This is a genomic window from Bradyrhizobium sp. Kon58, assembly GCF_055807455.1.
The window spans coordinates 139,808-151,727 of record NZ_JBVVOT010000014.1 but is presented as its reverse complement, the minus strand read 5'-3'; the positions used below and the strand labels follow the sequence as shown (position 1 = coordinate 151,727).

Here is an 11,920-nt window from a genome sequence, read left to right as displayed (position 1 = left end):
ATGCAATTCAGGAGCAACAAAGGGGGGAATGAACATGAGCATGATTTCGATCGCCGCGATGCCGGCCACCATCGAAACGCGTTTGGCCGAATCTTCGTTTTCTTCGTTCAAGACCATCTTGCTGTTTTGCTGCACGGGCCTGGTCGCCTCGTTCGGCCTGATGGCGCGCGGCATCGATCTCGGCGCCGGCCTGATGTGAGACCGCGACGCATTCCGTCGCGAAATGGCCGCCCCTGACGGGCGGCCATTTTTGTTTTTGGTCTCAGTGGGGCGTCTTCGCTGCCGCTTCCGGAAACATCGAATCGATCATCGCCTTGAGCTGATCGATCGAAATCGGCTTGCGCAGGATCGGCCGGCGCCGGAGCAAGGACGGCAGCAACTCCGGACCGTAGCCCGTCGCAAACAGAAACGGCTTGCCGCGACGCTCGATCAGATCGGCGACCGGATCGACGTAGAGGCCCTTGAGATTGATGTCGAGGATCGCAAGATCGTACTGTGCGGTCATCGCGAAAGCACTGGCGTCCCGAACATTATCCGCTTCCGCGATGACGTGGTGGCCGAGTTCCCCCACCATGTCCGCCATCATCATCCGGATCAACGTCTCGTCTTCGACCAGGAAAACGGAGAGTCCGTCCGCCATATCAACCCCGCCATCAGCTTCCGAAGCTAATCATAACCGAATCGCGAAGAGGATTCACGAATTCGTGGCGGGAGCCGTTAATTCGGACGCGCCCGATCCGATTCAACTTGATCAATCCAGTCCTCGTTCGTGGCTGAGCCGCACCATCTCCTGCACGAACACCTGCTTCTGCTTGTCGTCGAGGCTCGAATAGAGGGGCTCGGCGGCGTCGGCGACATTGCGCTGGTCGGCAGCGCGGTCGATGAGGAATTGGGCCTCGTTGCGCATCTGCTCGACGATGTCGTCGGGCGGATCCCGCTTGGCGCGCGCGACCCGCAGGTTGAGCCGCTCGGCACCGTTATGCCCGAGGTAGTGCATGGCGCTCGAGAAGCCGTACCAGTGCTTCTCCTGGTCGGGCGTGAGGTTCAGTTCGGTCTTGATCCGCTCGATATAGGAGTCGCTGTTGGTGACGATCTGGTCGGCGGTCAATTGCGGCGCGCCGGTCTGGGTGAGGACCGTGACATCCTTGTCCTGCGGCACGTTCTTCGCCTCCTTGCTCGCCTTGGCGCCCTTGCCAGCCTTGGCGCTCTTGGCATCCTTGTCCTTGCCGGCGCCCTGCTTGGCGTCTTTGGCAGCGTCCTTGCTCGAATCCTTGCTCGGATCCTTGGCGGCGGGCGCCTGATTGCCATTATTGCCAACACCGAGCACGCCGGTGAAAACGCCGACCACACCGCCGATCGCGCCGCCGAGCACGCCGCCGACCGGACCTGCCGCCTTGTTCCCGGCCGCCGCTCCTTCCTGAACCCCTTTGACCAAGCCTTGAGCGTTCGCCACCGCGGCTGCGCCGAGCAGCAACACGAAAACGGATCCCAGCGCGAACCATCGTCGCAGGTTAAGCCGCGCGAGCGGCGCCGGGTTGATCATTCTGGTCTCCATCTCGATCTGATTAGGCCGTTGGGGGTGAGAACCACCCGCCAGTTGCAACTCTATCGTTTTCACCGCTTCGAGGTCTAGCCACCGACAATTGCTATCCACGCCCGAAAAGTGTTTGGCGCGAGGCGCTTATGCAGGCTTATTCGAAACTGCGGCGTAATTGCGCATGCATCGACCGGGCGGGTCGGCGCAAAGTGTGCGTCGCAAAATGACCGATCGAGGTTCATGGCCCGCGCATGACATCGGGTGCACTGCCGCCTTCCCGGACACAACGTTAGTTCTAGGCGCAAGCCGTTCGGTTTTCTCGACAGACGCAATCAATCATGATCTGATCGCGCTACCAATTTGCCTTCGAAGCCGACGGCATCAATAAGAAACGTCGAACAAGAAACTTTCAAAAAGAAAATCAAAAGTAGAACTCGGAAGAGTTCAGAGGAAACGCCAGAACAATAAAACACCCAAGCGAGGAAACGAGATGTCACGCAAGACACTGACGCGACGTCAATTTGTGGCTGCCACTGCAATGTCCTCCGCGGCGCTGATCACAGCGCCCTATGTCCGAGGCGCTTACGCCGCCGGCAAGCTCTCGATCGGCTTCTGGGACCACTGGGTGCCCGGCGCCAACGATGCCTCCACCGCGCTCGTCAAGGAATGGGGCGAGAAGGAGAAGGTCGAAGTCTCGATCGACTACATCACCAGCAACAACAAGAAGATCGAGCTGACGGCGGCGGCCGAAGCCCAGGCCAAGTCTGGCCACGACATTCTGCAGATGCCGAGCTGGTGGCCGCACGCCTATTCCGAGAATCTCGAACCGCTCAACGACGTCATGGAGCCGCTCATCAAGCAGAACGGCGAGGTGAACGACACCGTCAAATATCTCGGGCGGTCGGGCGGCAAATGGCTCGCAGTGCCCGCGACGCCGGGAAGCCAGATCAAGGGCCCCTGCTCCCGCATAGATTTGATGAAGAAACACGCTGGCATCGACGTGCAGGAGATGTATCCGGCCGGCGGTCCGCCGAAGGCGGACAACTGGACCATGGAGACCTTCCTGAAGGCGGCCGAGGCCTGCCACAAAGCCGGCTTCCCCTTCGGCATCGGTCTCGGCGAGACCACCGACAGCGTCGACACCGCCGGCGCGATCTTCCAGTCGTTCGGCGCCGAGCTCGTCAACGCCAAGGGCGATATCACCGTCAAGACCGACGCGGTGCGGCAGGCGCTCGAATTCTACAAGAAGCTGATCGCCGTCCTGCCCACCGACGCGCCGTCCTGGGACGATGCGTCCAACAACAAATGGCTGATCTCGGGCCGCGGGGCGATGATCCTCAATCCGCCGAGTGCCTGGGCGGTCGCCAAGCGCGACGCGCCGCAAGTCGCCGAACAGTGCTGGACCCACGGCTTCCCGTCCGGTCCGAAGGGACGTTTTGCGCCCTTCCTGCCCTACTTCTGGGGCGTCTGGGCCTTTGGCAAGAACAAGGAAGCGGCCAAGAGCTTGCTCGTTCACCTGTCCTCGCCAGCGGCGATCGAGAAGTTCGTCGCGGCGAGCGGCGGGTACGATCTGCCGGCCTACGCGAACATGACGAAGTTCAAGACCTGGGCCGAGGAAGGGCCGCCGAAGGGCACGCTCTTCCACTATCCGGATCCCTACAAGCAGCAGACGATGTCGATCGCCGCGTCTCCGGCGCCGCCGAAGATTGCCCAGCAGATCTACTTCCAGGCGACGCTGACCAAGATGGCGCTGCGCTTTGCGCAAGGAGAGAAGTTGGAAACCGCGCTCGCCTGGGCCGAAGGCGAGTGCGAAGGCTTCATGCGGACCTGAGCCGGGGATGTGCCATGGCGGTTCACGCTTCGCGCGTGAGCCGCCGAGGCCCCCCTCGCTCGATCCGCTTGCCGAATGAAGCCGACGGCTGCGCCGGCTTCCCGCTCCAGATGTCCTGCTACGTGTCCTGCAAAAGAGGCTAAATTCATGGCCGATGTCGTCGTTGAGCAAGGCCGTCTCGCTCGAGCTGCAAGCCCGCGCAAACGGGCGAGCCTGCGCAATGCAATGGGACGGAAATCGACCGTCGCGTTCTTCCTGACGCTGCCGCTGATCCTCCTGATCGCCCTGCTCGTGCTTTATCCCGCCTTCTATTCGGTCTACCTGGCGACGCTCAACAAGGCGATGACCAAGTTCGTCGGCCTCAGCAACTTCACCTTCCTGTTCAAGCGCGAAACGTTCTGGATGGTGGTGAGGCAGTCCTGCATTTTTGCGATTACCGCCGTGGTCTTCAAGGCGCTGATCGGCTTCATCGTCGCGCATTTCGTCCACAACATTCCGGGCAAGAAGCAACGTAAATGGCGCGGCATGCTGCTGGTGCCCTGGGTGATCCCGCCGGCGATGAGCACGCTGGCATGGCTGTGGCTGTTCGACCCCTCCTACAGCGCCTTCAACTATACCCTCTCGTTCTTCGGCATCGGTCCCATCCCGTGGCTCGGTGATACCTTCTGGGCGCGTTTCTCCGTTATCCTCGTCAACGTCTGGTACGGCGCGCCGTTCTTCCTGATCATGTACCTGGCCGCGCTGAAATCCGTGCCCGACCAGCTTTACGAAGCCGCATCGATCGACGGCGCCAATTGGTGGCAGAAGATCTGGCACATCACCTTGCCGATGATGCGCAACATCATCGCCATCACCACACTGTTCTCGCTGATCGTCACTTTCGCCAATTTCGACATCGTGCGTATTCTCACCTCCGGCGGTCCGCTGGACCGGACGCATCTGTTCGCCACCTGGGCGTTCCAGGTCGGCATCCAGAGCAGCGACATTCCGCTCGGCGCATGCGTCTCGCTGTTCATGGTGCCGATCCTCGCCGTCGCAGCGGTCTTCATCCTGCGTGATGTCAACAAACGCGGGAACGAAGCCTGATGAGCACGCTCGCAATCGACAAGGCCGGACCGACACGCAAGGTCAAGCTTCGAAGCATGAGCCGCGACCGCACCTGGGCGCTGCGCTGGTCCTACTTTTTCCTGGTGCTGTTTGCGATCTTCTTCCTGATCCCGCCGATCTACATGCTGATCACCTCGCTCAAGAGCAGCGCGGAGATCTCGGCCGCCACCAATCCGTGGTGGGTATTTCATCCGACCCTGTCGAACTATGTCGAGCTATTGACCTCGAACCAGTTCCTGCGATTCTTCTGGAATTCGTCGATGATCTCGATCGTGGTCGTGATCGTGACGATGCTGATCAGCATTCCGGCGGCGTTTGCATTGGCGCGTATGAAGTTCTGGGGCTCGGCGACGCTCGCGACCGGCGTCTTTCTCACCTATTTGATACCGGACAGCCTCCTGTTCATTCCCTTGTTCAAGATGCTCGCGGTGGTCCAGGACGTCACCGGCATCACTCTTCTCAACCGATGGTACGTGCTGGTGTTCATCTATCCGACGCTGACCGTGCCGTTCTGCACCTGGATCATGATCGGTTATTTCGCCTCGATCCCGAAGGAGCTCGACGAGGCGGCTCTCATCGACGGCGCCTCCTGGCTCCAGACCCTGACGCGGATTTTCATCCCCGTCGCCCTGCCCGGCCTGATCGCAGCCACCATCTTCGCCTTCACCGTGTCCTGGGCGCAGTTCCTCTATCCCCTGGTGTTCACGACATCCATCGACCAGCTCGTGCTGCCGGTCGGCATCACCACCACGCTGATCAAGGGCGACGTCTTCAACTGGGGGCAGATCATGACGGGCGCGCTGCTTGGTGCTGCCCCGCCGCTGGTCATCTATGCCTTCCTGATGGACTATTACATTGCCGGCCTGACCGCCGGCGCGACAAAGGGTTGATGTCTTATGGCTGAGGTTGCGTTGCGGAAGGTGGTCAAGCGTTACGACGACGTCGAGGCGGTGCGCGGCATCGATCTCGACATCTCAGACCATGAATTCATCGTGCTCGTCGGCCCCTCCGGCTGCGGCAAGTCGACGACGTTGCGGATGATCGCGGGACTCGAGGACATCACCGACGGCGACATCATGATCGGCGGGGACGTCGTCAACGACGTGCCACCGAAGGACCGCGACATCGCGATGGTGTTTCAGAACTACGCGCTCTATCCGCACATGACGGTCGCGGAGAACATGTCGTTCGGGCTGCGGCTCAAGCACTATCCCAAGGCCGAGATCAAGGCGCGGGTGACCGAGGCCGCCCGCCTCCTGGACATCACCGACCTGATCGACCGCAAGCCGAAGCAGCTCTCCGGCGGGCAGCGCCAGCGCGTCGCCATGGGGCGGGCCATCGTGCGCAACCCGAAAGTCTTCCTGTTCGACGAGCCGCTGTCCAATCTCGACGCCAAGCTGCGTGTGCAGATGCGGATCGAGATCAAGAAGGTGCACCAGAAGGTGCGCACCACCACGGTCTACGTCACCCACGACCAGGTCGAGGCGATGACGCTGGCGGATCGCGTCGTGGTGATGAACAAGGGACGGATCGAGCAGATCGGCACCCCGAACGAGCTCTACCACAAGCCGGCAACGCGCTTCGTCGCGGGCTTCATCGGCTCGCCGGCGATGAACTTCATTCCGTGCCGGCTCGAGGACGTCGGCGGCAAGCTCAACGTCCGCCTGACGGACCGCATCTCGTTCCCGTTGCCGCCGGCCCGCGCCGCCCATTACAGCGCACTGCCCCGAGCTGAAAACCTGTTGCTCGGCATCCGTCCCGAACATCTCACGGAATCGCACGCGCATCTGGAGCCGGGGGTCGAGACCTTCGACACCGTGCTTGACGTCACCGAGCCGATGGGAATGGAGACGCTGGTCTATTTCGGACTGGAAGGCACACCCGTCTGCGGCCGTGTCGATCCCAATGCGGGCGCCAAGGACGGAGCACCCATGCGTTTGGCGATGGACCTCAATAATATGCACCTGCTAAACGAGGCGACCGGCGCCGTCTTGTGACGGCCGGCCAAGAAACTCGCGCAGGTAGGGACGATGTCGACCAACAAGAAGAAAATCTTTGTCACGCAAACTTTGTCGCAAGGGGCACGCGCCCTCCTCACCCAGCGAGACGACATCGAGCTCATCGAGTTTCCGAACCTGATCTCCGCCAGGGATTTCGAGGCTTTGCTGAAGAGCCACGCGCCGGTCCATGGCGTGGCGCTCGGCGCCACCGCTTTCGGCGAGACCGAGCTCGAAGCCTCGAAGGACATGAAGGTGGTGACCCGGATCGGCGTCGGCTACGACGCCGTCGACGTCCCCGCCCTCTCCCGCCGCAAGGTGCCGCTGATGGTCGCAGGCAGCGCGAATTCGCCCTCGGTCGCCGAGCAGGCGCTGTTCATGATGCTGACACTGGCCAAACGCGCGCAGGAGATGCATTCCTGCGTCAAGGACGGCAAATGGGCCGACCGGCTCGGCATGCTGCCGTTCGATCTCTACGGTAAGACCGTCCTCATCATCGGCTTCGGCCGCATCGGCACCCGCACCGCCAAGCGCTGCCTGGCGATGGACATGAATGTGCAGGTCTACGATCCCTACAAGGGAGCCGCGGAGATCAAGGCTGCAGGCTGCGAGCCGGTCGCCGACCTCGATGCCGCGCTGCCGCACGCCGATTTCGTCACCATCCACTGCCCGAAGACGCCGGAGACCGTCGGACTGTTCGATGCTGACAGGATCGGCCGGATGAAGCCGAAATCCTACCTCATCAACACCGCGCGCGGCGGCATCGTGAAGGAAGCGGCGCTGTACGATGCACTGGTCTCGGGCAAGCTTGCCGGTGCCGGAATCGACGTGTTCGAGGTCGAGCCGCCGCCGGTCAGCAACGCGCTGTTCGCGCTGCCCAACGTCATCATGGCCCCGCATGTCGCCGGCGTCACGGTCGAGGCGGTGAGCCGGATGAGCGAGCAGACCGCGCGCAACATCCTGAGTGTGCTGGACGGCGATCCCATCCGGCAGAACATCATCAATCAGGATGTGCTGGGCTGAGCTATCTCCAGGGCGGGCGGCCGACCCCCGCCTTCGGAACGCCAGAATGAGTCCCATTTTGGTGCAGATCGAGCCCTCACTCAGCCTTAATCAAACCCGCGTAATAGGTCCGGCCGCGGCGGCAGTGGGACAGACTTGCCGGCCGCGTCGAGCTGGAGGATGACCCTTGTCAGAGATCGACCCGACCGACCACGCGTTGGCGACCATCGCCAGCATCCTGGAGCACCCTGAACCCGTCCTCGTTGTGCGCGAGACCGAGACCGTGCGCGAGACCGAGACGGTCACCGTGACCGAAATGGTGGTTGCCGGTGAGCATGGGGTCGCCGACGAGCACCCCGTGGTCGACGAGCATCCGGTGGTCGAGGAGCAGCCGCTGGTGCCGGAGCACACCGATGCCGACGGCTATAGCAAGGTTGGCCCAGGGCCGATGGTGGCGATCCGTCTGAAATGGACGGTCCATCGCGGCGACGACGGCCAGTTCTACGTCCACGAGACCATCGGCGAGCAGTCCGTGCCCGTGGTCAGCGGCCCGATGACCGGCGAGGCCGCGGTGCATTTCGTCGACACGCATGAGGACGAGGCCCATCGGCGCTTCGAAGAGCTGCGCAGCGAAATCGCCGGCCGCAGCTCGCTCGCCGATTACGAGCGCAAGGGCGAAGCCTAGCGCGTTTTCGCGCGAAGTGGATGCCGGTTCGGCTTATCGTCGCCCGAGATAATCCTTCTTCACGAGCTCGACGCCTGCGTGCCGCAACAGGTCGTAGGCGGTCGTGACGTGAAAGAAGAACTGCGGCATGCTGAAGGTGAGCAGCAGCGTCCGCCCGGTGAAGGGCAACTCGGTCCCGTTCTTCAGCCTGAAGAAGACATTCCGGTCCGCCGCGGCATTGATCTCCGCGCGCGGCAGGCTTTCGATGAACTCGATGGACGTCGCAATGCGGGCCTGCAGCCCGGCCATGTCGTGCTCCAGCACCGGCAGCGTCACCGGCTCGCGGTCGGCCAGCAAGGCCGCGGCGACCGTGGCATGGCGGCAGGCCTCGCCGATCTGTTGCGCCAGATCGTACATGTCGGGCGCGATGCGCATGCCGAGCAGGACGGCCGGATTGAACTTCCGGGCTTCGGCATAGGCAACGCCCTTGTCGAGCAGTGCGGACAGGTTGCGCAAGTAAGGCACGAAGACGCCGACCGAGGCGTCATGCATCGAGATCGTCACTTCAAAATTCCCTTCACTTCCGCCTCGCCAGCGACGGGCATCTGGTCTAAATCCAGGCCTCAAGACAGGCATCGAGAGCTGCACAATGACAGCTTGGGCATGGGTGGAAAAGAGATGATCGTTCGAATGACCAGTCGAATTTTGGTGACCTTGGCCGTGGTCCTGCTGGCAAACCTTTCGGCGCAGGCACAGCAGGCGACGCCGTCCCGCCTCGACGAGATCGTCAAGCGCGGCACATTGCGCGTCGGCATGACCGGCGACTACAAGCCCTTCACCTATCTCGACAAGACGACGCAGCAGTTCAACGGCTTCGATGTCGACATGGCGGAGGCGCTCGGAAAGGCGCTCGGCGTCAAGGTCGAATTCGTGCCGACGGCCTGGCCGAAGCTGATGAAGGATTTCGAGGCCGATCAGTTCGACATCGCCATGGGCGGCGTCTCGGTCACGCTCGACCGGCAGAAGAAGGGCTTCTTCTCCACGCCGATCATGCGCGAGGGCAAGACGCCGATCGCGCGCTGTGCCGACGTCGGCAAGTACCAGAGCATCACCGACATCGACAAGAAGGGCACCCGCGTGATCGTCAATCCCGGCGGCACCAACGAGCGCTTCGCGCGTGCCAACATCAAGGAGGCCGACATCACCGTCTTCCCTGACAATACCGTGATCTTCGACGAGATCGCCAAGGGCAATGCAGACCTGATGATGACGGATGCCTCCGAGACGCGCTACCAGCAGAAGCAGCATCAAGGCGTGCTCTGCGCGGTGCATCCCGACAAGCCGTTCGACTTCTCCGAGAAGGCCTATTGGCTCCAGCGCGACATGGCGCTGAAGGCGTTCGTCGACCAATGGCTGCACATTTCCATGCAGGACGGCAGCTACAAGAAGATCTACGCCGCCTGGTTCGACTAGGCCGATGCCCGCGCTGCGTGCGTCTTCCGTCACTCCAGGCGCGCGCGGAAAAAGGCCACGACCGCGCCATTGAACTCGTCGTGAAACGCTTTCCGATTGAACCTTGGCGGATCGGTGCAAAGAATCGGCGCTGTTTCGGCCAGTTGGGGCGCGCATGGCGCGATAAAGGAAAAATGCGCGGAGTTGGGCACGATCCGATAATCGGGCCGTGCGGGAAGAAGGACTTCCAGCGCATCGACAGCATCGGGCGTGACGCCGTCGCCACCGAGCGCTGAACGCCACAACATCATTGGGATCGTTAGATCGGCGAGGCGCTCACGGCTGAAGAGACCATCAAGAAGTGGCGGATCCGCCAAGATGGCCGCTCTGACACGGGGATCGTGGACTGCCGGCTCGGTTGGCATCCGGCCCTCGCGAATGTCCCGACATTTCGGCGTCGTGGCTCCCTCTCTCTCGCAGAGCCGGGCCAGCGCACCGAAATCAGGGTTGCCGCCGATCACGACGAGACCGGTATAGGCGCCGCGCGAGAACCCGAACAGGCCAATCCGCCGCGGGTCCAGGACCGCCGCTTCCTTCCATGCGCCGAGCATGAAACTCGTGAGCCGTTTCATGTCGATGGGACGCTGAATTAGGACGGAGAACTCGTCCGTCCGGCTGCTGTCCCTGGCATTGTCGCCGGGATGGCTGATGGCAGCGACCACGATCCGGCATCAGCAAGTGCGGCCGCGGTATCGTTGTGCGTGAGAAACGAGCCGCGGCGCCCGTGCGAGACAACGATCAATGGCAATCGATTGCCCGCGACCGGACAGTCCTTTACGCCCGGCACAATGACTCCGCGGCCCACGGCGACCTCGGAGGGCGCCGCTGTGCAAGGTGTCCACGCCATGCCCTTGAGAGCAAGCCCGTCGGCATCCGCGGGTACCTCGATAAATTGAAGTCCGGCCGCTTGCGCCAGGGTCGCAACTAGACAGCAGGCCGCGATCAGAATGGTTGTGGCAAGTGGCCGTGGCATGAGCGTGTACTCTCAAACTATTCAACCAAGGCGATTGTACTTGCCAGTCCTGTATCCGTCCAGATGCGGGCCACGCCGCTGTCCCACTTTGGACCGGCTCCGGTGTTATTGAACCCGCAACCGCCGGAGCACGACTCATACGGTGACAGTGATCTAGATCACTTTTTGCGATCGAACCGGGGCGTAAGCGTCGGTGCGGGGACCACCTGTTTCAGGAGATGCGAAATGAGGAAGCTGTTGGCCACGGCCGCATTCCTTTTGGCGAGCACCGCTGCGCAGGCGCAGTACACTTTCGACTATGGCGGACGTACCATCCGCATCGATCCCGATCGCGGCACGGTGCAAATCCCCGGCGTGTACGACAACACCGGCCAGAGCAAGGCGAAGAAAACCAAGAACGATGCCAAGGGGACTCCAAAATCGGACCCGCAGGCACCGCAACAAGCCAAGGCTGACCCGCAGGCGCCCGCCAATCCAGCGCCGGCCCCGGCGCTGGTCACGGCGCCCCCGGCGGCCGAGCAGGCCCCTGTCCAAGCCCCCGTCCAAGCTCCCGTCCAAGCTCCCGTGGCCGTCGCGCCTCCTGCCCCGCCGGCGCCTCCGGCCGCCACGGCGAACAATGCCCCGGCCGAAGAGGCGCTTGTGCCGCCGCCTCAGCCGGCCCCGAGTGCTGCCCCGACGGTGGCCGCCGTACCGCCCGCACCGCCGCCGCCGCCCGCCCCGATCGTCGCAGCCGCGCCCCCGGCGCCATCTCCGCCTCCCGTCCCGGCGCCTGCGCCTGCCCCCGTTCAGTCGGCCGCCGTCGCGCCGCCGGCTCCCGCAACCGCGCCCACGCGCGACCTCAATTCACCGCTCGGGGTCTGGCTCACCGAGGAGAAGGAAGGCAAGGTCCGGATCGAGCAATGCGGCAGCAATCTCTGCGGCTACTCGGTCGATTCGAAATCGAACCAGAATGGCGAGCAGGTTCTGATCAACATGAAGCCCGGCAAGGACCAGAACAAGGACCAGAAATGGTCCGGCCGCATCCTCGATCCGAACTCCGCCTCGACCTATGATTCAACCATCGCGCTGAAGGGCACCGATCGCCTGCGCGTGCAGGGCTGCGCCTTCGGCGGCATGTTCTGCGGCGGCCAGACCTGGACGCGTGTGAACTGACTTCGGGGCGACACCTCTGACCGACAAAGGGACCCGCAGCGCGGGTCCCTTTTGCTTTTGCCGCCAAATCGATTGCGACGTGCGCGACATCACAGAGCCCGTCGCGCGCGTGACAGCCCTCACATCGCCGGTTCCGAGGCCGTGA

Annotated in this window: 13 protein-coding genes; 9 read left to right on the top strand and 4 right to left on the bottom strand. The window is 62.8% G+C overall.

Annotated elements, in window-relative coordinates:
• Nucleotides 1–34 precede the first annotated feature (34 nt).
• Nucleotides 35–199 (top strand): hypothetical protein, encoded by a 165-nt coding sequence (locus AC0L20_RS23045; RefSeq protein WP_456764310.1) that lies wholly within the window; start codon nt 35–37, stop codon nt 197–199.
• Between the two features lie 63 nt (nt 200–262).
• Here AC0L20_RS23045 and AC0L20_RS23040 read toward each other — a convergent pair whose 3' ends face one another.
• Nucleotides 263–640, bottom strand: coding sequence for a response regulator (locus AC0L20_RS23040; protein WP_473292411.1), 378 nt, complete (start codon nt 638–640; stop codon nt 263–265).
• A gap of 111 nt (nt 641–751) precedes the next feature.
• Complete coding sequence (locus tag AC0L20_RS23035) at nt 752–1,543, bottom strand: Spy/CpxP family protein refolding chaperone (protein ID WP_456764308.1); 792 nt, start codon at nt 1,541–1,543, stop codon at nt 752–754.
• 484 nt (nt 1,544–2,027) lie between these two features.
• Here AC0L20_RS23035 and AC0L20_RS23030 point away from each other — a divergent pair, with 484 nt between their 5' ends.
• The 6 genes from AC0L20_RS23030 (at nt 2,028) to AC0L20_RS23005 (ending at nt 8,159) form a co-directional block, all read left to right on the top strand.
• Nucleotides 2,028–3,368 carry an ABC transporter substrate-binding protein gene (locus AC0L20_RS23030; RefSeq protein ID WP_027566973.1) on the top strand — a complete coding sequence of 447 codons (1,341 nt, stop codon included), beginning with the start codon at nt 2,028–2,030 and terminating at the stop codon, nt 3,366–3,368.
• 147 nt (nt 3,369–3,515) lie between these two features.
• The gene (locus AC0L20_RS23025) at nt 3,516–4,454 is read left to right on the top strand and encodes a carbohydrate ABC transporter permease (RefSeq protein WP_473292407.1); all 939 of its coding nucleotides are present in this window, start codon (nt 3,516–3,518) and stop codon (nt 4,452–4,454) included.
• Complete coding sequence (locus AC0L20_RS23020) at nt 4,454–5,365, top strand: carbohydrate ABC transporter permease (protein WP_018457902.1); 912 nt, start codon at nt 4,454–4,456, stop codon at nt 5,363–5,365. The genes AC0L20_RS23025 and AC0L20_RS23020 overlap by 1 nt, the downstream gene beginning before the upstream one ends.
• 6 nt (nt 5,366–5,371) lie before the next feature.
• Nucleotides 5,372–6,472: an ABC transporter ATP-binding protein gene (locus AC0L20_RS23015; RefSeq protein WP_473282402.1), complete on the top strand. Its 1,101-nt coding sequence runs from the start codon at nt 5,372–5,374 to the stop codon at nt 6,470–6,472.
• Nucleotides 6,473–6,505: 33 nt separating this feature from the next.
• Nucleotides 6,506–7,495, top strand: coding sequence for a hydroxyacid dehydrogenase (locus AC0L20_RS23010; protein ID WP_473292404.1), 990 nt, complete (start codon nt 6,506–6,508; stop codon nt 7,493–7,495).
• A gap of 166 nt (nt 7,496–7,661) precedes the next feature.
• Nucleotides 7,662–8,159 (top strand): hypothetical protein, encoded by a 498-nt coding sequence (locus AC0L20_RS23005; protein ID WP_473292400.1) that lies wholly within the window; start codon nt 7,662–7,664, stop codon nt 8,157–8,159.
• 33 nt (nt 8,160–8,192) lie between these two features.
• Here the strand turns inward: AC0L20_RS23005 and AC0L20_RS23000 are convergent, their stop codons facing one another.
• Complete coding sequence (locus AC0L20_RS23000) at nt 8,193–8,690, bottom strand: DUF1993 domain-containing protein (protein ID WP_473292485.1); 498 nt, start codon at nt 8,688–8,690, stop codon at nt 8,193–8,195.
• A 138-nt stretch (nt 8,691–8,828) separates the two neighbouring features.
• On the opposite strand from AC0L20_RS23000, the gene AC0L20_RS22995 reads away from it, so the two are divergent.
• Nucleotides 8,829–9,611, top strand: coding sequence for a transporter substrate-binding domain-containing protein (locus AC0L20_RS22995; RefSeq protein ID WP_473292396.1), 783 nt, complete (start codon nt 8,829–8,831; stop codon nt 9,609–9,611).
• A gap of 29 nt (nt 9,612–9,640) precedes the next feature.
• Here the strand turns inward: AC0L20_RS22995 and AC0L20_RS22990 are convergent, their stop codons facing one another.
• The gene (locus AC0L20_RS22990) at nt 9,641–10,312 is read right to left on the bottom strand and encodes an alpha/beta hydrolase family protein (RefSeq protein WP_473292394.1); all 672 of its coding nucleotides are present in this window, start codon (nt 10,310–10,312) and stop codon (nt 9,641–9,643) included.
• Between the two features lie 536 nt (nt 10,313–10,848).
• On the opposite strand from AC0L20_RS22990, the gene AC0L20_RS22985 reads away from it, so the two are divergent.
• Nucleotides 10,849–11,775: a DUF2147 domain-containing protein gene (locus AC0L20_RS22985; protein ID WP_473292392.1), complete on the top strand. Its 927-nt coding sequence runs from the start codon at nt 10,849–10,851 to the stop codon at nt 11,773–11,775.
• The last annotated feature ends 145 nt before the right edge of the window (nt 11,776–11,920 follow it).

Bases quoted from the DNA above. Each gene is read 5' to 3' on its own strand.
- AC0L20_RS23045 (WP_456764310.1), top strand. From the start codon at position 35: ATGAGCATGATTTCGATCGCCGCGATGCCGGCCACCATCGAAACGCGT.
- AC0L20_RS23040 (WP_473292411.1), bottom strand. From the start codon at position 640: ATGGCGGACGGACTCTCCGTTTTCCTGGTCGAAGACGAGACGTTGATC.
- AC0L20_RS23035 (WP_456764308.1), bottom strand. From the start codon at position 1,543: ATGATCAACCCGGCGCCGCTCGCGCGGCTTAACCTGCGACGATGGTTC.
- AC0L20_RS23030 (WP_027566973.1), top strand. From the start codon at position 2,028: ATGTCACGCAAGACACTGACGCGACGTCAATTTGTGGCTGCCACTGCA.
- AC0L20_RS23025 (WP_473292407.1), top strand. From the start codon at position 3,516: ATGGCCGATGTCGTCGTTGAGCAAGGCCGTCTCGCTCGAGCTGCAAGC.
- AC0L20_RS23020 (WP_018457902.1), top strand. From the start codon at position 4,454: ATGAGCACGCTCGCAATCGACAAGGCCGGACCGACACGCAAGGTCAAG.
- AC0L20_RS23015 (WP_473282402.1), top strand. From the start codon at position 5,372: ATGGCTGAGGTTGCGTTGCGGAAGGTGGTCAAGCGTTACGACGACGTC.
- AC0L20_RS23010 (WP_473292404.1), top strand. From the start codon at position 6,506: ATGTCGACCAACAAGAAGAAAATCTTTGTCACGCAAACTTTGTCGCAA.
- AC0L20_RS23000 (WP_473292485.1), bottom strand. From the start codon at position 8,690: ATGCATGACGCCTCGGTCGGCGTCTTCGTGCCTTACTTGCGCAACCTG.
- AC0L20_RS22995 (WP_473292396.1), top strand. From the start codon at position 8,829: ATGACCAGTCGAATTTTGGTGACCTTGGCCGTGGTCCTGCTGGCAAAC.
- AC0L20_RS22985 (WP_473292392.1), top strand. From the start codon at position 10,849: ATGAGGAAGCTGTTGGCCACGGCCGCATTCCTTTTGGCGAGCACCGCT.